This is a genomic window from Exiguobacterium sp. s83 (assembly GCF_018617095.1).
GTDB classification, from domain to species: Bacteria; Bacillota; Bacilli; order Exiguobacteriales; family Exiguobacteriaceae; genus Exiguobacterium; species Exiguobacterium profundum.
Genome location: NZ_JACSJP010000001.1, coordinates 919875 through 940473, shown reverse-complemented (window position 1 = coordinate 940473; position 20599 = coordinate 919875). Strand labels below are relative to the sequence as shown.

Annotated in this window: 20 protein-coding genes; 12 read left to right on the top strand and 8 right to left on the bottom strand. The window is 47.7% G+C overall.

What is annotated here, in order from left to right; translation table 11 throughout:
• Nucleotides 1–54 precede the first annotated feature (54 nt).
• The 7 genes from KNO73_RS04860 (at nt 55) to KNO73_RS04830 (ending at nt 6660) form a co-directional block, all read left to right on the top strand.
• Nucleotides 55–2313 (top strand): AAA family ATPase, encoded by a 2259-nt coding sequence (locus tag KNO73_RS04860; protein WP_214684118.1) that lies wholly within the window; start codon nt 55–57, stop codon nt 2311–2313.
• Between the two features lie 31 nt (nt 2314–2344).
• Entirely contained in the window at nt 2345–2761 is a 417-nt protein-coding gene (locus KNO73_RS04855; protein WP_012726439.1) for an acyl-CoA thioesterase, read from the top strand.
• Between the two features lie 78 nt (nt 2762–2839).
• Nucleotides 2840–3700 (top strand): M15 family metallopeptidase, encoded by an 861-nt coding sequence (locus KNO73_RS04850; protein ID WP_215112158.1) that lies wholly within the window; start codon nt 2840–2842, stop codon nt 3698–3700.
• Nucleotides 3701–3711: 11 nt separating this feature from the next.
• Nucleotides 3712–4332, top strand: a complete 621-nt coding sequence (gene plsY / locus KNO73_RS04845) for a glycerol-3-phosphate 1-O-acyltransferase PlsY (protein ID WP_078147016.1) — start codon at nt 3712–3714, stop codon at nt 4330–4332.
• Between the two features lie 173 nt (nt 4333–4505).
• Nucleotides 4506–5276, top strand: a complete 771-nt coding sequence (locus KNO73_RS04840) for a DeoR/GlpR family DNA-binding transcription regulator (RefSeq protein ID WP_078147015.1) — start codon at nt 4506–4508, stop codon at nt 5274–5276.
• A gap of 13 nt (nt 5277–5289) precedes the next feature.
• On the top strand, nt 5290–5943 hold the full coding sequence (locus tag KNO73_RS04835; RefSeq protein ID WP_078147014.1) for a copper homeostasis protein CutC: 654 nt from the start codon (nt 5290–5292) through the stop codon (nt 5941–5943).
• Between the two features lie 72 nt (nt 5944–6015).
• The gene (locus KNO73_RS04830; RefSeq protein WP_078147013.1) at nt 6016–6660 is read left to right on the top strand and encodes a DUF975 family protein; all 645 of its coding nucleotides are present in this window, start codon (nt 6016–6018) and stop codon (nt 6658–6660) included.
• A 14-nt stretch (nt 6661–6674) separates the two neighbouring features.
• Here KNO73_RS04830 and KNO73_RS04825 read toward each other — a convergent pair whose 3' ends face one another.
• The 3 genes from KNO73_RS04825 to KNO73_RS04815 are packed head-to-tail and all read right to left on the bottom strand — an operon-like array spanning nt 6675 to nt 9553.
• Nucleotides 6675–6908 (bottom strand): DUF2188 domain-containing protein, encoded by a 234-nt coding sequence (locus KNO73_RS04825; RefSeq protein WP_215112157.1) that lies wholly within the window; start codon nt 6906–6908, stop codon nt 6675–6677.
• Between the two features lie 45 nt (nt 6909–6953).
• Nucleotides 6954–7826, bottom strand: a complete 873-nt coding sequence (locus KNO73_RS04820; RefSeq protein WP_047795249.1) for an NAD(P)-dependent oxidoreductase — start codon at nt 7824–7826, stop codon at nt 6954–6956.
• The gene (locus KNO73_RS04815; RefSeq protein ID WP_078147010.1) at nt 7823–9553 is read right to left on the bottom strand and encodes an ABC transporter ATP-binding protein; all 1731 of its coding nucleotides are present in this window, start codon (nt 9551–9553) and stop codon (nt 7823–7825) included. The genes KNO73_RS04820 and KNO73_RS04815 overlap by 4 nt, the downstream gene beginning before the upstream one ends.
• A 107-nt stretch (nt 9554–9660) precedes the next feature.
• Between KNO73_RS04815 and KNO73_RS04810 the strand changes: the two genes are divergently transcribed.
• From KNO73_RS04810 to KNO73_RS04790, 5 genes are all read left to right on the top strand, one after another.
• On the top strand, nt 9661–10764 hold the full coding sequence (locus KNO73_RS04810; protein WP_078147009.1) for an exonuclease SbcCD subunit D: 1104 nt from the start codon (nt 9661–9663) through the stop codon (nt 10762–10764).
• The gene (locus KNO73_RS04805; RefSeq protein WP_078147008.1) at nt 10764–13772 is read left to right on the top strand and encodes an AAA family ATPase; all 3009 of its coding nucleotides are present in this window, start codon (nt 10764–10766) and stop codon (nt 13770–13772) included. The genes KNO73_RS04810 and KNO73_RS04805 overlap by 1 nt, the downstream gene beginning before the upstream one ends.
• The gene (locus KNO73_RS04800) at nt 13772–14560 is read left to right on the top strand and encodes an AAC(3) family N-acetyltransferase (protein ID WP_047795253.1); all 789 of its coding nucleotides are present in this window, start codon (nt 13772–13774) and stop codon (nt 14558–14560) included. Before KNO73_RS04805 ends, KNO73_RS04800 begins: the two co-directional genes overlap by 1 nt.
• 28 nt (nt 14561–14588) lie before the next feature.
• The gene (locus KNO73_RS04795; RefSeq protein ID WP_214757340.1) at nt 14589–15476 is read left to right on the top strand and encodes an alpha/beta hydrolase; all 888 of its coding nucleotides are present in this window, start codon (nt 14589–14591) and stop codon (nt 15474–15476) included.
• Nucleotides 15477–15545: 69 nt separating this feature from the next.
• Nucleotides 15546–16394: a sulfite exporter TauE/SafE family protein gene (locus tag KNO73_RS04790; protein WP_078147006.1), complete on the top strand. Its 849-nt coding sequence runs from the start codon at nt 15546–15548 to the stop codon at nt 16392–16394.
• Nucleotides 16395–16415: 21 nt separating this feature from the next.
• On the opposite strand, the gene KNO73_RS04785 is transcribed toward KNO73_RS04790, so the two are convergent.
• From KNO73_RS04785 to KNO73_RS04765, 5 genes are all read right to left on the bottom strand, one after another.
• Nucleotides 16416–16613, bottom strand: a complete 198-nt coding sequence (locus tag KNO73_RS04785; protein WP_012726425.1) for a hypothetical protein — start codon at nt 16611–16613, stop codon at nt 16416–16418.
• A gap of 63 nt (nt 16614–16676) precedes the next feature.
• Nucleotides 16677–17207, bottom strand: coding sequence for a biotin transporter BioY (locus KNO73_RS04780; protein ID WP_159562384.1), 531 nt, complete (start codon nt 17205–17207; stop codon nt 16677–16679).
• A gap of 86 nt (nt 17208–17293) precedes the next feature.
• The gene (arr, locus tag KNO73_RS04775) at nt 17294–17707 is read right to left on the bottom strand and encodes an NAD(+)--rifampin ADP-ribosyltransferase (protein WP_251024852.1); all 414 of its coding nucleotides are present in this window, start codon (nt 17705–17707) and stop codon (nt 17294–17296) included.
• A 196-nt stretch (nt 17708–17903) separates the two neighbouring features.
• Entirely contained in the window at nt 17904–19292 is a 1389-nt protein-coding gene (gene argH / locus KNO73_RS04770; RefSeq protein WP_214730621.1) for an argininosuccinate lyase, read from the bottom strand.
• Nucleotides 19285–20499: an argininosuccinate synthase gene (locus KNO73_RS04765; RefSeq protein WP_147538911.1), complete on the bottom strand. Its 1215-nt coding sequence runs from the start codon at nt 20497–20499 to the stop codon at nt 19285–19287. The genes argH and KNO73_RS04765 overlap by 8 nt, the downstream gene beginning before the upstream one ends.
• Between the last annotated feature and the right edge of the window lie 100 nt (nt 20500–20599).

Below are 20599 nucleotides of genomic sequence, written 5' to 3'. Positions count from 1 at the left end.
CGATGGGGAGCAGACATGATGTCGGCTCCCTTGTCGTCTGAAAGGGAGAACAAGATGAAACAAATTCAAGTGGAACAAGTTCAAACGGACTTGACGAACTGGGAAGCTGGAGAAAAAGTAAACGAGGCGGCATTGTTATCTTACGCACATTGGTCTCGTGCGACTCAGCACCAAGAAGAATTAATTCGTTCCTTGCGGCTGCTCGCAACACATCGGCTCAAACAAAAGGAAACGATGGACCCGTTACTCAACCGCTGGGTAAAAGAGTTGGAGGCGATGAACGCACTTCCTCCAGAGCTTCGTCTGTTTCAACTGAATGAGCAGTTGCGTCGTTCGAAACAGGCGCTTCAAATTGACTGGCCCACCTTACGAGAGGCCGATTACGCCTCAATGAAGGTTCAAATCTTAACAGAGTACGAGTCAAAAACGTCAGCGTTACTCGATCAACTTGACCAACTCCATGATGAGGTGGAGGCTGCGAAGTCTGATTTGCGTGATTCTGAATGGCGCGGACAGCTGGAGAACCTGTTTGAAGCGATCATCGAAGCGATGCAAGAAGTCGCATCTCTTGAAGATGATACTGCCTCCTTGCTCGCATCCATGCAGGGGAACTATTTTAGTCGTGAAGCGTTTCATCGTTTCGGGGAGCGCGTTTCCCTTGTGAAAGAACGACTACACACGATTTGTGAGCTACTACCAGACCGTCCGAGCGAGACACGCTCGAGCGCGATTGAGTCACTTGAAGACATGATTGGGCTCGATGACATCAAAGCACGTGTAAAAGCGTGGTATCGCTTTCTCCTTTTCCAAAAAGAACGAGAGAAAGCCGGCTTTTCTTCAAAACATCAACCATCCCTTCATCTCGTCTTCACAGGGAATCCAGGAACCGGCAAGACGACATTAGCGAGACTCATGGCTGAGATTTACTTTGAACTCGGCTTATTAGGACGCCCAGACCTTGTCGAGGCAGATCGTTCGAGTCTTGTCGGTGCCTATGTTGGACAAACGGAAGAACAGGTAATGAATAAGGTGAAAGAGGCGGAAGGTGGTGTCTTATTCATCGATGAGGCATATGCATTGAAGCGTCAAGATGCGAGTGGTAGTGATTACGGACAAGCGGCCATCGATACGCTTGTCGCCGCAATGACGAGTGGCGAATATGCAGGCAAGTTCGTCGTCATTCTAGCTGGTTATCCAGAAGAAATGCGCCATTTCCTCTTAGCTAACCCTGGTTTACGATCACGATTCCCTGAGTCGAATCACTATGAGTTACCGAACTACCGTGACGAAGAATTGGTCGCCATCGGTGAGAAAGTGGCACAAGAGAATAATTACGTGCTGACGGAAGAGGCAAAGCGATCACTTCTTGCTCGAATCGACAGAGAACGAGTCGATTCGACGTTCGGAAATGCTCGGACTGTCCATAACATTTTACTTGATGCGATGTTTAAGAAGGGTTCCCGCTTCGGTGCAGACGCTCCGTTAGACGAGATGGCGCTCTTGACTGAAGAAGACTTTGATCAGCCAGAAGATGACTCGAGTCCGACATCGTTAGATGACCTGGTCGGCATGGAAGAAGCGAAAGCACAACTGGCTGAAATCGAAGCACTCGTCCAGATTCAAAAGAAGCGGAAGGCGCTCGGTTTGAAGACGGCGCCGGTCCAGCTCCATGTGACACTAACCGGAAACAGCGGTACCGGAAAAACGACATTTGCCTATTTATATGCACAGATGTTGAAACGGACAGGTTATTTGAAGCGAGGCCATGTCAATGTCGTCAGTCGTGCAGATTTAGTTAGTGGCTATGTGGGACAGACAGCTCAAAAAACGAAAGCGGCGATCCGTGACGCCCTTGGCGGCGTCTTGCTAATTGACGAGGCCTATAGTTTGAACGGCGGGGCGAACGACTATGGCCGGGAGGCAATCGATACACTCGTTGATGAAATGCCGAAACATGGCGAGAATCTTGTGGTCGTCCTTGCCGGTTACGAAGGTCCGATGCGCCGATTAATTGAATCCAACCCTGGTCTTAGTAGCCGAATGAAACGGACGATTCATTTTGCTGACTATACGCAAGAACAGTTAGTAGACATCGCGAAAAACTACGCAAGTCAGTTCGGATATGTGATGGAAGAGGATGCGCTTGAGGCATTGGCTACTCGTTTAGGTGACATCAAACATGCGAACGCGCGCACCGCTCTATCTGTTATCGATGAATCGATTGCTCGTCAGTCCTATCGTTTAGTGTCGACGGAGGATGAGAATGTGTCACTCCAACAATTATTAGTAGTAGATATTAAGAGTAAGTTATAATATACTTTTCTTAGGAAAGAAGGATGATTCAATGCACACGGTTCAAATCCCAGTAAGGTATCAAGAGACGGACATGATGGGCATCGTCTATCATGCCAACTATTTAGTTTATTTAGAGATTGCGCGCACGGAATTGTTACGACAACTAGGTGTCGAGTATAAAGATATGGAAGAAGCGGGATTTGTCTCTCCTGTGACAAATGTATCCATGGACTATAAGCGTAGCGTGACGTATGGTGATACGGTTCATGTTCGTGTATGGGTCGATCAATATTCAAAAATCAGAACGATTTATGGCTATGAGTTGACGAATCAACATGGAGAACTTGTTGGTACAGCGACTACAACGCATGTCGTCGTCAAACGAGGCGACTTCAAACCGATTCGACTTGATCGAGAGTTCCCGAAATGGCATGAAATGTATTTGAACGTCATGAACCCTGTTTAAGAATCTTCTGTCTTCGTACCGTCAGTGTGGTATCATATCTTGACGGTACTTTTTGTTATCTAGAAAGGGGAAGATCGCATGCGTTATCCATCGATTTTGATGGTTTGCGGCGCCTTGACGTTCATGTTAGCCGGTTGTACGACAAACGAGCAAGTTGAACCGAAAGAACCAACAACACAGTCATCAACAGTAGATGAACAAGAGACAGAACCAAATGAACCGACTTCGGATCGTGAAGATGAGACAGTCACCGAGTCACCTTCTGAGGAGGAGACGTCGGACGAGTCTGAACAGCCGACCGAACCAGTAGAGGAAGAACCTGTGGCACCTAGTCAACCGATTGAAACGGATGGTGTGGCCAATTTGGAATTAGATGAATTGATTCTTGTAAACAAGCAAATTGCATTGCCTGCCGACTATCAGCCGAGTGATTTGGTAGAGGCGAACATTGATTTTGTCGACTCGACAGTCGGTGAACGTCGAATGTTACGTAAAGAAGCTGCTCAGGCGATTGAAGGTCTAATGAAAGGTGCAAAAGTAGCAGGAATTGATTTGAAAGGGACGAGTGCGTTTCGTTCATACGCCTATCAAGTCAATCTCTTCAATGCTTATGTCGAACGAGATGGCAAAGAGCAAGCCATGAAATATTCCGCACCACCAGGTCATTCTGAACATCAAACAGGACTTGCGATTGACGTATCGAGCGCCTCAGTCAACTATCAACTGACTCAAAGTCTCGGTGAAACGGTTGAAGGAAAATGGCTAGCCGATCATGCTCACGAGTATGGTTTTATCATCCGTTACCAAAAAGAGTTTGAGGATGAGACCGGGTATATGTACGAACCATGGCATTTACGTTATATCGGTATGGAGCATGCGAAACAGGTACATGCATTGAATCAGCCATATGATCGCTATATTGCGGAATTTATGAAATAAGGGGAATTGCGATGCCATATGTGACAGAAATCATGATTATTATTTTTAGTTATCTACTTGGTGCCATTCCGTTTGCCCTCATCATCGGCAAGCTCGGCTATCGCGTAGACGTTCGAGAACATGGGAGCGGCAATCTAGGAACGACGAACACGTTTCGCGTATTAGGTAAGAAGGCAGGAATCCTCGTTTTGCTCGGTGACATGGGGAAAGGTCTTGTCGCTGCATTGCTGCCTCTACTATTCGGAAGCGAGATGAGCCTGCTTCTTGCCGGAATCCCGGCAGTGATTGGACACTCTTATCCAGTCTTTGCGAAATTCAAAGGTGGAAAATCGGTTGCGACGAGCGGTGGAGTTTTGTTGGCAGCCTTCCCTTGGTTCTTCTTTGTCGTCGTCGGTACATTTATCGTGACGCTCCTCACCTCGCGCATGGTATCCCTCTCCTCGATGGCTGCCGCCGTGGTGGGACTGGTGACAGCAACGACTTATAGCATCGTGACGAAAGATTGGTTACCGCTGATCGTCATCGTGCCACTCGCATTGTTCATTATTATTAAGCATCGTACCAACTGGCAACGTATTCGTGCTGGAAAAGAACCAAAAGTTCCACTGTTTCAACACAAGCCGAAATCATGACGCATGCAGGTACGTCCGTTTAGGGCGTGCCTTTTTTGTGTATTGTCGTTGATTTACACAAAAAAGAAACAAAAACATGTTGGATTTGCTCGTTCTTTACTTTCAATTTACGTTAAATTTACATGCGTTCGTTACACTAGAAAAGGAAAGATTATTGTGGAGGAGGCAGGGACGTGTCTTTAATCGGTGAAGAGCGTAAACAGAAAATTGTAGAATGGATCGAACGAGAAGGCAAAGTAAAGACGAGTGAGTTGATCGAGCGCTTGAACGTATCTGGGGAGTCGATTCGCCGTTATTTAGAAGAGCTAGAAAAAGAGCATCGAATCAAACGTGTATACGGGGGAGCGGTCCTTCATCAGAGCATGTCCTTTCAGCCCATCGTGATTGCGAACATGGATGGAATTCGTCGGATCGCCTATACCGCATTTCAGTTGATTCCAGATGATACATTATTATATATAGGACACGGGGTTGCGGCAGAGCAAGTGGCATCCCGGTTGCGTGGTCGCAATGTGACGGTCGTGACGCCATCGTTGACGGTGGCGAAGGCGTTGTTTGAACAGCGGGCGAAAGGTGTGCTTGGTGGCGAAATTCAGCTATTAGGTGGTACAATCGACCCGAAACATCTCGTGACGACAGGTGAGCAGGTCCTGACGCAACTACAGACATACATGTTCGACCTTGCCATTTTGTCCGTCGAAGGGGTCGACGCATCACTAGGTTTAACATGTGACGCTTTCGGCCTCGCCAGTATTACCCAGTCGGTGATGTCACAAAGTCGCGAGACGTTCTTACTAACGGACCATACCCAACTAAATCAACAAAAACGGTATCGCGTCTGTGATTTTTCGAAGGTGACGGCGATTATCTCTGATTTTCCGGAGCCTCAAGATTTCAAAGGCGTCTTAGCCGAACATGGTGTGGACTGGAAGTTCGCACCGTAAAGGGAGCGATTGAATGAATGTAGAAGTGATTGTCACTACACTAACGGAAGCTATTCAGGCTGAGCAACTCGGTGCAAAACGACTCGAACTGATTGCGGATATGGAAAACGGGGGCATCACACCAAGTTTTGGAACGATTCGAAATGTGGTCGAACATGTGTCGATTCCGGTGCATGTGATGATAAGGCCCCATACACATTCGTTCCATTTCAATGAGGATGATGTCGAGACTATGCTTGCGGATATCGGTCTATGCCGTGAGCTCGGTGTCGATGGAATCGTATTCGGTGCCTTGACACAGGATGGAGCGATTGACGAGCGGATCTTAGGGGAAGTCATCAAGCACAAAGGGGAAATGACGCTCACGTTCCACCGTGCCTTCGATGCATCACGTGATGTCTTTGAAGCGATGGACGTGTTGAATGAATATCCGGAAGTAGATATTCTCCTTACTTCAGGCGGTGCCAAAACTGCACTAGAAGGAATCGAAACCTTGATAGCCTTGAAGGAACAGGCCGAGATCACAATTTTGCCTGGTGCAGGGATCACGGTGGAAACGTTACCGATTCTTCGAGAACGTCTTGACGTAGCGATGGTACACATAGGAAATGGCGTACGAACGAATGGACAGCTCGATGAAGGAAAGTTCAAACAACTTCTTGGATGAGCCAAGGCGGAAAACAGTCGGAAGACTGTTTTTTTGCTATAATGAGAGAAAACAATAAATGTAGGTGAATTCATGCAATCTTCCGTTTACAAACAATATGCGCTACGAATGCTATCAGGAAAGTGGGGCATATCATTACTCGTTGTCTTAACTGTCATGGTCATTCAAGCGATGATCACGACCCGACTTGATCTCTCGGCGAACGACCCCGAAGTCCTTTTGACATCGGTGGCGCTTCTTTACGGGGCGACGGTTCTTCTCGCACCTATCGAGCTCGGGAAAAATTGGGTGTTTCTCCAGGTGGCGAAAGATGAAAAGCCAACGTTCGGATTGTTGATTGAATCGTTCGGGTCACTTAAAGACTATTCACGTGCCGTGGTCTATTATGCGGTATTCTATTTAGGTCTAAACGTGTTGATGCTCTTCTTGATCGTACCTGGTGTCTGGTTCTATTTGACGTATCGGATTGTACCGTTCATTATGCGAGATAATCCTGACCTATCAGCGTTCCAGGCAATGAGAAAGAGCCGACAGATGATGAAGGGTCACAAACGGACGATGTTGAAGCTCTTTGCGAGTTTTATCGGATGGTATGCGCTCGTCCTTCTTACTGGAGGGCTGGCTTATATCTTTGTCACACCGTATCTTCAAACGGCGATTTCTGGACTCTATTTGGAGCTAAATGCCTCCTATCAAGCAAAACAACCGGTCGGATAATCCGACCGGTTGTTTTATGTTCCATGCTGATCTGACTTTTTAGGGTTTGAGGCGTCTTCAAAATCTTGTTTTTCCTCTTCCGACGCATCCGCATGCCATTTTTTCGCTTGCTCGGTGGCAATGGGAATCGCTTTCGTCTCAGAGTAGCCTTGCGCGAGTAATGCGTTCGCGATATCAATGGCTTTCTTTTTTACAAGTGGATCGAAGTTTTTCAGTGATTCTGGATAGTCTTTCATATTCCATGGCACGAAAATCGCCTCCTTCATTCCTACTAATTCCACAAACGTCCGGTTTCAAACGTCTTGATGGAGATAATACTCGATCAGTGCTTGTGTGCCATTTTCTCCGTACCCGTTCTCTTCCAGAATCGAATACAGGCGATGTGCGAGCTCAAGACCTGGTAATGTCACTTGTAGCTCGTGTGCACTCTCGATGGCAAGGGTCATGTCTTTGATAAAGTGTTTGATGAAGAAGCCAGGGGCATAATCTTCCACAATCATGCGTGGAACCAAGTTTTCAAGTGTCCAGCTACCGGCTGCCCCGCCACGAATCGTACGAACGAGCGCCTCTGGGTCAATTCCAGCTCGTTTACTGAACGCTAGCATTTCGGCATTCCCCATCATGATGCCGGCAATGGCGATTTGATTGGCAAGTTTCGCATATTGACCGCTCCCTGCGTACCCCATTCGTTCAATCGATTGTCCCATCGCTTCAAATAAAGGCTTCGCTTTATTGAATGCGAATTCACCCCCACCGACTAAAATCGACAGCGTTCCATTTTTGGCTCCGACATCGCCACCTGTTACTGGTGCGTCAAGTGGGAGGAGACTCCGCTCAATGGCAGTCTCGGCAATTCGTTCAGCCAGTTTCGGTGAGGACGTCGTCATGTCAATCAATAATGTACCTGGTTCTGCCGAATCAAGAATGTTCCCTTCGCCAAAATAGATGGATTCGACATCGGACGGATAGCCGACGATGGTGATGACGGCATCGGCATCTCGGCAAACGTCCTGTACCGAATCACACCATGTCACACCTTCCTCTAACAATGCAGCTGCCTTCTCTTTCGTCCGTGTGTATGCTTGCACTTCAAATCCGTGTTTCATCAAATTACGTACCATCGATTGGCCCATGACCCCGAGCCCGATAAATCCGATTGTTTTCATGTCGCTTGTCCCCCTAATAATTGTTGTGAAACGAGTCGCTGATATAGTGCGTTCTCTGTTAAAAGTTGCTCGTGTTTCCCGATTCCGCTGATTTGTCCGTCTTCTAAGACGACAATCTGGTCGGCATGTCTGACAGTCGAGAGCCGGTGGGCAATCACAAGCGTCGTTCGTCCGACCATCAGGCGGTCTAACGCTTCTTGGACCACACGTTCTGATTCGGAATCTAGACTTGATGTTGCCTCGTCGAGCAATAGAATCTGTGGATTTCGTAACAACGCACGCGCGATAGCAAGTCGTTGCCGCTGCCCGCCAGACAAACGGATGCCTCGCTCACCAATCTCCGTATCGAGCTGTTCTGGCATCGTTTCAATGAACGACCATGCGTTGGCCATTTCACAGGCCTCTTTGATTTCATCATCGCTCGCTTCATGTCGAAGTCCGTACACAATGTTTGTCCGTACAGATCCTGAGAGGACGGGGGAATCTTGAGCGACATATCCGATGACTTGACGCCAAGTGTCACGCCCGTATGTTTGAATCTCTCGATTTCCATATCGAATCGTTCCTGCCGTCGGTAAATAGAACTGTTCGACAAGTGAGAAAAGTGTCGTTTTCCCGGCACCACTCCGTCCGACGATGGCGGTTGTCGCCCCCGGTGACACTTGAAGTGTCAATCCTTGGATGACGGGTTCAGTGCCATAATGGAAAGCAACGTCTTCGAATGAGAGTGCTGTCTGATGAATCGTTTCTTCATGTGTGCTGTATGGTTCGGGACTGACTTCGAGCAATTCAGCAATCCGTTCCGTAGCTCCACGCGCCTTTTGAAGTCTCGTCAAGAATTCACTCATCGTGATGAGGGGCGTGATGATTTGGAAGAGATAGAGCATGAAGGCGAGTAGTTCGCCCGTTGATAAAGCTCCGGTCGAGACGCGATATGCGCCGAACCCGAGGATGGCAATCAACATCCCGGTCAAGGTCACATTGAGAAGGGGAATAAGGATTGCTTGAATTCGTCCTTCCTTCACCCCGTAATCGAACAGTGTCTCGATTTTTGCTTTGCCGGTTTTCACTTCCATCTGTTCCGTCGCTTGTGATTTGACGAGGCGGATTTCACCGAGCAGTTCTGCGAAGAAGCCGGAAAGATTTCCGAGTTCTTGTTGTGTCTCTTTTGCGATAATCCGAAGCTTCCGTCCGAGCGGTATGACAATGATGAGTGTGGTCGGAACAGAGAACAAGATGACGAGTGTCATTTGCCAATCGAGTGTGAACAAGATGGCGACGGCGCCGATGACCGAGACGAGGGAGGTCAACAACCTGACACTTTGTTCGGATAACAACTGTTGAAGCGTCGTCGTATCATTGTTCAACCGAGACACCAGTTCCCCCGACTTGATGCCGTCATAGAATGGAATCGGCAGTTTGACGAGATGGTCCCACAAGGTCGTGCGTAAATTGGCAACGACCCGTTGCCCGACGATATGTAACCAATAAATCGAAACGGCACTCGTGATGACTTGAATCAAAAATGCGATGACGAAATAGATGATCCATTCTGGTGTCAATAAGTCGCTGCTCCACCGGTCGACCACACGTTGCAAGATGAGCGGAATGGCCAGTGAGGCGACGGCTTGAAGGAGAGAGATGAGAATGGCTCCGACAAATAGCCTTTTCGGAGGATTCGCGATTTTGAATAATTGAAAAAAAGTTTGCCATGTTGATGGTTTCATGTTGGAAGTCCTCCTCTCCTCTTACTTTCGCTGTTTCAAAAACGGGTGTCAAGACGTCGAATCATTCGAAGGACTCATGCTAGAATAGGAAAGAGAGGTGATACGTGATGAAATGGATTCACACGGCCGATTGGCATCTAGGAAAGATTGTCCACGGTCGACATATGACAGAAGATCAACGGAATATTTTGTTCCATTCATTTTTACAAATCGTAGATGAAGAGCGACCCGATGCGGTCATCATCGCAGGGGATTTATATGACCGTGCCGTCCCTCCCGTCGATGCGGTCGATTTACTCGATGAGATGTGGCGAGAGCTCGTCTTGAACCGTGGAATCCCGGTCGTTGCCATCGCCGGAAACCATGATTCGGCAGAACGTCTCGAATATAGTTCGAAGTTATTGAGACAAGTGGGTCTTCACATCGTTGGGAAACTCGACCCGACATCTGGTCCCCTCGATGTCGCAGGGATCCCATTTTATCCGATTCCATTCCTTGAGCCGGCTCGCGTACGGCATATTCTCGGTATCGACTCGATTCGAACGCATCACGATGCACTGGAGGCAGTCATTGAAGCATACGGTACAATCGAAAAAGATGCGGTTACAATCGGTCACAGTTTTGTCGCGGGAGGACTGGAGACGGATTCAGAACGTCAACTATCTGTTGGCACTGCAGGACAGGTCGCAAAAGGGTTATATGAGCCTTTTTCGTATACGGCATTAGGTCATCTACATAATCGTGATGCGATTCAATCAGAAAGAATTGCATATAGTGGGTCGCTCATGAAATATTCGTTTTCCGAGGTCAATCATGAAAAATCCGTCGATGTTCTGGAATGGAACGGTCAATGGACACGTCGCCGCCGTGCCTTGACACCAGAGCGGGATATGCGACAACTCACCGGAACATTGAACGAACTCCTTGCCCCAACTTATTATCAGCAACAAAAGACAGATGACTACCTTAAAATTGTATTGACCGATGATACGGCGCTTCATGATCCGATGGCGAAACTTCGGACTGTCTATCCGAATATTCTTCATCTTGAATTGGAACTGTTACGTCGCCAGGAGCAGACATCCACGTTTGAACGCGAGACGCTCGAAAGACAGTCAGTAGAAGAGGTATATCTCCAATTTTTTGAGGCCGTACATGATCGCACTGCCTCAGATGCCGTGAAGCAAATGATAGAAGAAGGTGATGTCTAATGAGACCGGTTGAATTGATGATTCAAGCTTTTGGACCGTATGCAGAACGTGAAACGATTGACTTCACCCAGTTGGTTGGTCGCTCGATGTTTGTCGTAAGCGGTCGGACGGGCGCCGGGAAGACGACCATTTTTGATGCGATGACGTTCGCCCTTTATGGTCGGGCGAGTGGGTCGCTTCGAAATGCTAGTGACTTCAGAAGCCAGTATGCACAACCTGAGTTGAAGACGGAAGTAGATTTTTCGTTCACGATTCGAGGTGACCGCTATCGGATCGTAAGACAGCCGCAACAACCTCATCCGAAAAATAAGACGCCAATTCCGCACGAGGCCATCCTCTATGAATGGGAGGACGGTTGGAAGCCGCTGGCGACGAAGGTGAACGAGATACAAGAACGAATCGAATCGATTTTACAATTATCGTATGAACAGTTCAGTCAAATCTTGTTGCTCCCTCAAAACCAATTTAGACAATTACTCGACTCGAACTCGAATGAAAAACAACAAATCCTCCAATCCATTTTCAAAACTGAGGCATATCGTACGTTCCAGGAAAAGTGGGGTGAACGCTATAGCGCGTATCGAAAACAAGTGGAATGGGCGGTCGAGCGGACACGACTCAAGTTATTAGAGCTCGAAGATGAAGCAATCGAAGAGGTGTCGACCCAGTCCATCGAGGAGATTCAACGTTGGCTCGATGAGCGTGAAGAACATCTGATTGCAACGTGTGAAACGGCCTTAGCCCAGAAACAAACGTATGCGACAGCACTTGAAGAGGCAAGAGATGCACTTGAGAAAGCAAAAGCGCTCATCACCCTATTCAAGGAACGAGAAGAGACCGATCGAGCACTTGCAATCTTTTTAAACGGGGAATCGATTCGAAACGAGACACGTGAACTGCTAACAAATTTAGAGGTGGCGGCAAACATTCGTCCAGTCTTTGAACGGTTACAGGAACTAGAGCAACTCGTGCGTCGGTTGTCGATTGAACAACAGACCTCCTCGACAAAATTAGAGCACTTGCAATCCACCCAATCGAAGTTAGTGGAGCGACAACCAACGATTGAAACGGACAAAGAAGAAGTGATCTCTCGTAAAGAGCGACTAAGGATTGTCGATGAGATGATGCCAAGAATCAAGGAGCGCGCCACACTCGTGACCCTTCGTGACCGATTGATGAATCGTGCAAAAGAATTGGCCATGTTTTCAAAAGAATCTCGGTTACAAGAACTTCAAGAAAGAGAACGGCGATTGGTCGACAGCATAAAGTCTGAACCTAGCGAACGAGCAGTCGACGCCGAGCGTCACGTCGACCGATTGGTGCATCTGGCCTCTCTTGAAACAAAGGCACGTGAGTTATCGAAACAACTCGACGAATGTGAACGAACGGGCAAAGACGTTCAACGACAGTACGTGACCCAACAAGAAGTGGTCACCACGTTTACACAGCAAGAACAATTAATACTAGCGAAACAACTGAGCGAGACGCTTGTAGACGGTGAGCCATGCCCGGTATGCGGTTCTCGTCATCATGATATCCCACAACACGAAGAAACCGTTACGAACATCGCGGAGCGGGATGCGGCCGTGGCACGTCTTGATGATTTGTCCACACGCTTAATCGAAGCGCGGGCGGATTATCGTTCGCTTCATCAACAACTTGAAGCAGTCCGACAAGAACTAGATCAAGCTTCCAAAGACATTCAATTCAATGGCGATGTCACAGAAGAACTCAATAAGTGGCGAACACGTGCAGAGCTATTGCAGCGGGAAGAACGAATGCATCAAGAGAACGAACGGACACTTCGCCAACTGTCAGCAGAAATCCGACAGTTAGAGCAAGAGCAACGTCAACAGTTCGAAGAGCGGGAGCGTGTCGTATCCGAACTTGAAATGACGCAACAAAGTCTGTACGCACTCGGTCAAAGTGAAGAAACGACATTCGATGCGTTGCAGCGCGAGCGAGCCGACCTTGAGCACCGCATCTCGATGTTGATGAAACAAGTCGAAGCGTACGACCTTGAGTTTGAGACGGTGAAAAAAGCACTTTGGAAAGAGGAAGAACGACTGTCATTGATCCGTGAACAGTTGACTGAAGCATCGAAGCAGTATGATGCCCAGCAGACCATTTGGGTCAATCAGCTAGAAGCATCACATCTGACGCGTGAACGCTATGAATCATACGCCAATCAAATCGACAAACGGACAATGATTCGTGAACAGTTGCAACGTGAGGAGGAAGAAGGTGTTCGACTCCGACACCATAAACAGATGATTGAAGAAAAACTGAAGAATCAGGAGCGACCAGACCTGCATGAGATGGAGATGAAAGTGAAGGAAGTGGCTGAATGCAGTGAGCAGGCGTCGAAACAGCTGATCACAGCCCAAGATGCCTTGTCTCGACATAGACACGTCATCTCGGAATGGAATACCCTTCGCGAACAGACGGCGCAAGAAGAGCAGAAATTAGAGACAATCAAATTGATTGCGGATACGGGGAAGGGAATCAACCCACAGAAAATGACGTTTGAGACATATGTTCAAACCGCCTTTTTTGATCAGATCCTTCATGCGGCCAACATTCATTTGGATCAGATGACGAGCGGTCAGTTCCGGCTTGAGCGGAAAGTCGAGACGGCGAAAGGGAATGCCAAATCTGGTCTTGAGCTTCTCGTCTTTGATGCCTATACCGGACAATCGCGTCGTGTACAAAATTTATCTGGCGGTGAAGGGTTTAAGGCGTCGTTGTCACTCGCTCTTGGACTTGCGGAGGTGGTCCAACAGCTGAGTGGGGGCATCAGTCTTGAAACGATGCTCATCGATGAAGGATTCGGTACGCTCGATGCCGAATCTCTAGACCAGGCGATTGAATTATTGATGTCTTTACAGGCGACCGGTCGGCTCGTCGGCGTCATCAGTCATGTCCAAGAATTGAAAGACCGTGTCGATGCACGGATTGAAGTGAAAAAATCTAGAAGCGGGTCGTCGATCCAGCTGATTGTGGAGTGATGGTTGTGAAAAAGATGGTGACGAAGTCGAGTCTCATCGAAAAGTTAAAAGAAGCCGGCGTTCGCTCGGGAGAGGCGTTGTTTGTCCATTCGTCGCTCTCAAAACTCGGTTGGGTATGTGGAGGGGCGCAGACCGTCATTGAAGCGATTCAGGAAGTGGTCGGTCCATCTGGGTTGATCATGATGGCGACCCAGACCGGAGACAATTCAGACCCAGCTGAATGGGAAGCGCCACCTGTCCCCGTGGAATGGTGGCAGACGATTCGCGCGGAGATGCCTCCGTACGAAGCTGATAAAACAGCGACACGTGGCATGGGACGTGTGCCGGAACTGTTCCGAAGCTATCCGCACGTATATCGTAGTTCCCATCCGATGTGGTCTGTTGCCGCCTGGGGCGATGGGGCTGAAGCCATCGTGTCCGGTCATACCATCGATGTCGGGTTCGGTCCAGGTTCACCTATCGAGCGAATGATTGAGCGAAACGCACGAATCCTTCACCTTGGGTCTCCGCTCGATGCGACGACACTCTGGCATTATGCCGAGTACGGAATTGATGGCCCGACCAAATCATTCGGTTGTGCCGTTATAGAACGAGGGGAGCGAAAGTGGCGTACATTTGAACATGTCGATGTGAACAGCGATCCGTTTGGCGCAATCGGCGAGAACATCGTCAAACAAAAGGATGTGCGAACATTTTCTATCCATGAAGCGACATGTTATCTCATTCCGTCTAGCACATGGGAACCAGTCCAACATGCGCTCATCGCGCTTCGTAGCTGGTTGAGATAGAGTAAATAGAATCGAGGGGAAGTTACGGATGAATCGTTGGATGAAACTATTGAGTATTGCGATACTCATCATTTTACTCGTTGCCGGTTTGGCTATCGGAGGAATCTCGGCTCATATTGGGGACCAGTTGACGTCACCGGAGCGGGAAACATTGACATACACCCCGAAATCACTTGGTTTGAAGTACGAGAATGTGACAATCGAATCGGAGGAAGGATATGACTTATACGGATGGTGGATTCCTCATCCTACGCCGCGTGCGACCATCGTCTTTGCCCACGGATATGGGAAGAACCGTGAACAGGAAGATTTACCGTTGAAAGAGTTGATTCCAGAATTTCATGAACAAGGATACCAATTTTTAACGTTCGATTTTCGCGGTTCAGGGATATCAGAGGGTGACCGAGTCACGGTCGGCGCTAAAGAACAATCCGATTTAAAAGCGGCCATCCAATATGCGAAAGGTCGTTCAGAAGGACCAGTTGTCTTGTACGGAATTTCAATGGGAGCGGCGACAGCACTCTCTACAGCTGATGATGTCGAAGTTGCTGCAGTCATCGCCGACAGTCCGTTTAGTGATTTACGAAATTATCTCGAGACAAATCTTCCGGTATGGAGTGACTTGCCGAACGTTCCGTTCACGCCCGTCATCATGACTGTGACCCCTTGGTTCACCGGTCTCGATGCCGATGTCGTATCTCCTATTCAGGATATCAAGTCGATTGAGGCTCCTATCTTATTGATCCACAGTAAAGACGATGATGCGATTCCTGTTTCTGAAAGTAAAAAATTGGCTGAAGCACAAGAACGCGTCGAACTATGGGTGACTGATAACGAAGGTCATGTCGGATCGTACCAGTCATTCCAGAATGAATATCGTCAACAAATATTCGAGTTTCTAGAACGGTCATTGTAAGCAAAGGGGCGCATTCGACGCCCCTTTTTGATATGATTGCAGACGAGACCAATGAAAGAAGGGTACAACATGGACGTTTTACAAGTATTACAGTTTCTCCTTTTAGGAACGTTAATCGGAATCTTGAGTGGATTCTTTGGAATTGGTGGTGGAATCTTACTGACACCACTTCTCCTTGTCTTCGGGTATGAAGCGAGTGCGGCGATTGCCCTTAGCCTGATGTTGACGCTCGGATCAACGACGGCAGGAACGATCTCGCATATCCGTTTGCGTAACGTGAACGTGTCACACGCCTTATGGATCGGTTTGTTCGGGATTGTCGGGACCTGGATTGCCACACCGCTTGTCTTTTATTTAGAAGGAGTCGATGGGGCGACACTGATCATCTCACTCGTCTATATCGCATTACTCACATATTTTGCGGTTTCTTTCTTTCGTTCGAAACAGCATGTGGAAGGAAGCGTCGGAACGGACTCTGTACCACGCCTTGGGATCATCGGTGTGTTCGCGGGGTTCATCTCCTCGTTGATGGGAGTAAGCGGTGGATTCGTCTTGACTCCTCTTCAGGTCAAGTTGTTGAACACAGAGATGAAGCGTGCGGTCGGAACGAGTATTACGGCAGCGCTTCTCATCGTCTTATCCGGTGTCATCAGTTATACGGTGGCAGGTGCTGAAACGAATTATCTGCACGGTCTTGCTCTGATTGCGGGTGCCATGATCGGATCGCCCTTTGGGGCGAAACAGCTACAACGTTTCAGCTCGCAGCACGTCAAAAAAGCGCTAGGTGGATTTTATATCACGGTCGCCATCAGTGTAGGGTTGAATTTGATCGGGTGGAATACGGCATCACTTGCACTTCTCGTCACATTAGCGCTTCTGTTCATCGTCACCCTTCTCATTCGACCACGCAAAAAATAAACCCCGTCTTCGGACGGGGTTTTAACGTCTAGCAATATGGTCAATGTTTTCTTGAATCTCGCCAACTTTCGCTTTAGCCTCACGGAGTCTTCGCTCAAACGCATCTGTGTCACGTTTCTCATGAGACGACTTATCGATTCCTTGACGCTGCCCTTTGTCAGAGCGTTGGTAAAAGTGGGTCGCTTTCTGTAAGCGTTTTTTAAACGTCGAGTCGCTCATCGGGACACCCCCTTTCATACTACAGTTATTCCACAGATGGAAACGGGTGAAACGTTCGAACCTTTACGAAGCGAGGGAACGACGGACTTGAACGTTCTGAGAAATTTTCACGGCTAATATGGCAGCAAGTACTGCTTTCAAAGCGTCACCAAAGAAGAATGGAATATTTACTTTGAGCGCATCAATGAACGACATACCGAGAACGATCTCGAGTCCCATACTTCCGAGTAAGTAGACGAGCCCTAGACCGAATAAAAAGTTATAGCCAATCAATGCAGGGATGGAGCGATAGCGTTCACTGAACCAGCCTATGAAGAGTGCTGCAATCGGAAAGGCGATTAAATATCCGACAGTTGGTCCTACAAACGGTGCGAGACCTCCTTGACCACTCAGTACTGGAAGTCCAATCAAGCCGAGCAAGAGATACACGATAACTGCCAAAAATCCTTTCCTTGCACCGAATACACCGGCGATGGTCATGATGGCGAGTGTTTGAAGGGTGATTGGAACGGGTCCAATCGGTATTTCGATGAAACCAATACTTGCGATGAGTGCCGCGCCGAAGGCGATTTGAGTCATATCTTGAATTTTCATATGTAAACCCCTTTTCAGTTAACGTTAACAATATAAAAGTTAACATGTTCGAATAGGGATGACAAGTAGTTTTTCGCTTTTCAAACTTAATCAATGATGTGATCGTTTCCGGTTAGACGTAATTCCTCAATCGATGAACGCATCTTTTCAATCATCTCTTCTGAGTGACGTTCCCATGATTTTAAAACGCCTACTACGAGGAGCGGTTCGATTGTCCGATAGGATCGAGTAGGATTTCCAGTGAATCGTTGATCCGTTAAATTTGGATCATTTTCAAAATTTCCAACCGGATCCACGATATAAATTTGCTCAGGACCGTTTCCTTTTGCTAATTCAGCCCCCCATTTTGCAGCATCCAAAGTCGCCGTAAAATAAAGGTGACGTAGCGGCTCATGGCGATGATTCGACATATGGCCAACTTCTAAAAGATCTCCAACAACAAGTTCTGCTTTCGTTCCATGAAAGAACGGACCTGGGTCCAACTGAACAGAAGATTTCATGTGAATGCCTCCTATTTATATCGTATTGAGACCATTATCGTACGTGAACACATTAAAGTGTAGTCTGTTTGTTGAACAGGATTCTTGTTATCATTAAGAGGGGGAACTAGACGACGAGTACTGATTTATATAATTTTTATATTGAATGGATGAACAAAAATACGCGTCCTCGTTTATTGACGAGGGCGCGTATTTGTTATGAATAGGTCATCGTGCTAATACATGCCGAAGCTTCATTCAATTGTTCACGGACGGCATCGAATCCAGTGCCACCGTAACTGTTTCGACGTGCGACTGCCTGTTCAGGGGTCAAGGCATGATACACATCCTCTTGAATCAATTCAGAGTACGTTTGGAACACCGTGATTGGAAGCTCGCGTAAATACAATCGCTCATCCACGCAATATTTGACGAGTTTACCCGTCACTTCGTGAGCTTCACGGAACGGTACTCCTTTTGCCGTCAAATAATCAGCGAGTTCTGTAGCGTTAGAAAAATCACGCTCGGTCGCTTGTTTCATGACGTCAGGATGGAACGTCAATTCATTCATCATCCCCGCCATGATACTGAGTGAGCCTTGAACGGTCTTGACCGTGTCAAACATTCCTTCTTTATCTTCCTGTAAATCTTTGTTGTAAGCGAGCGGAAGTCCTTTCATGAGCGTCAACAAGCCCATCAAGTTTCCAATCACTCGACCCGACTTTCCACGGACGAGTTCGGCCATGTCAGGGTTTTTCTTTTGTGGCATCATGCTCGAACCGGTAGAGAACGTATCGGACACTGTAATGAAGCGATACTCTTCGCTTGCCCAAAGAATCAATTCTTCACAGAAGCGGGAGAGGTGCATCATAAGCATTGATGCATTTGAAAGAAACTCGAGTATGAAGTCACGATCGCTAACGGCATCGAGGCTGTTCGGGTAAACCCGATTGAATCCAAGTAATTCAGCTGAACGGGAACGGTCGATCGGAAACGTTGTCCCTGCTAAGGCTCCTGCGCCAAGAGGGGACCAATCAATCCGTTTCAAGCTGTCCGTAAACCGCTCCTTGTCCCGCTCCAGCATCCAGAAATAGGCGAGCAAATGATGGGCCAGTGAAATCGGTTGTGCACGCTGGAGGTGCGTGTAGCCAGGCATAATCGTCTCTACGTTTTCTGAAGCATGTGCATGCAATTCATGTTGAAGCGATTCAATCAATTGAATCACTTCTTTCACACGTTCTTTCAAGTAAAGATGCATGTCCGTCGCGACTTGATCGTTTCGACTACGTGCCGTATGCATCTTCCCTGCGACCGGTCCAATCGCTTCATGAAGCAGAGCTTCTAAGTTCATATGAATATCTTCGTGATACACCTCGAATTTTAATTCATCCGCGAGTGCTTTTTGCTTAAGTTGTTGTAATCCATCAAGGATTTGAGTGACTTCTTCTTTTAAGAGGATGCCTTGGTCACCTAACATCGTCACGTGTGCCATGCTACCCTCTAAATCCTCAAGGACGAGTTGAGCGTCAAATTCAATCGATGCACCGAATGCATCGACCCAATCGCTCGCCGTCTTCTCGAAACGGCCTCCCCATAATTTACTCATTGACGAACGCTCCCTTTTCCATCAACACCTCTGATTGAACTTTTGTTGGCAAACCCCACAACTTGATGAATCCGACAGCTGCTTGCTGATCGAACGTATCTGCTGACGTATAGGTCGCAAGTTCCTCATCATAAAGCGAGATTGGCGACTTCCGTCCGTCGACGATGGCTTGTCCTTTAAACAGTTTCATGCGAACCGTTCCTGTGACGGTCGCTTGTGTCTCATCGATAAAGGCAAGAAGTGCTTTTGTGAGCGGTGAATACCAAAGTCCGTTGTAGATCGTTTCCGTCAATTTTTGTTCGACAATCGGTTTGAAATGCGCCACTTCACGAACGAGTGTCAAGGCTTCAAGAGCTTTATGTGCAGTGATTAATGTCATGGCGCCAGGTGCCTCATACACCTCACGTGATTTGATACCGACGACCCGGTTCTCGATGTGGTCAATCTTCCCGACGCCGTGGGCACCCGCGACGATATTGAGCTCTTTTAAGATATCGGTGAACGATTGGCTCTTCCCGTCAATAGCGACCGGCACTCCGTTCTTGAATTCAATCTCAAGATAAGTCGGTTCATGCGGTGTGTCCTCAAGTGCTGCTGTTAACTCATATGCGCTTGCCGGAGGTGCTGCCCAAGGATCTTCTAAGATGCCGCATTCGATGGCGCGTCCCCAGATGTTCTGATCGATTGAGAATGGCTCTTCTTGAACGATTGGAATCGGAATTTGATGTTTTGCCGCATACGCGATTTCTTCCTCACGTGACCATTTCCATTCCCGAACCGGTGCGACGATTTCGAGTGAAGGATCGAGTGCATGAATGGACACTTCAAAACGCACTTGGTCATTTCCTTTCCCGGTACATCCATGAGCCACAGCGACGGCACCTTCGGCCTGTGCGACCTCGACCAATTTTTTCGAGATGAGGGGGCGTGATAGTGCCGAAACGAGTGGATATACGCCTTCATATAATGTATGGGCCTGCATCGAATAGCGAGCGAACTCGTTGACGAACTCGTCGACCGCATCGATGACGATTGATTTTTTCGCTCCAACTTTCATCGCTTTTTGTTGAATCTTTTCTAAGTCTTTCCCTTCCCCGACGTTCAAACAGACGGCGATGACATCATAACCTTGTTCGTCCAACCATTTAATCGCAACCGATGTGTCAAGACCACCTGAGTAAGCCAATACGAGTTTCTGTTTCAAAATATGAACACCCCTTATGAATAATTATTAATATTTGTTTATAAATATACAATTCAGTGTAAGGGATAAGATGTCGTGTGGCAACACTTTTTTGAAAATAAAA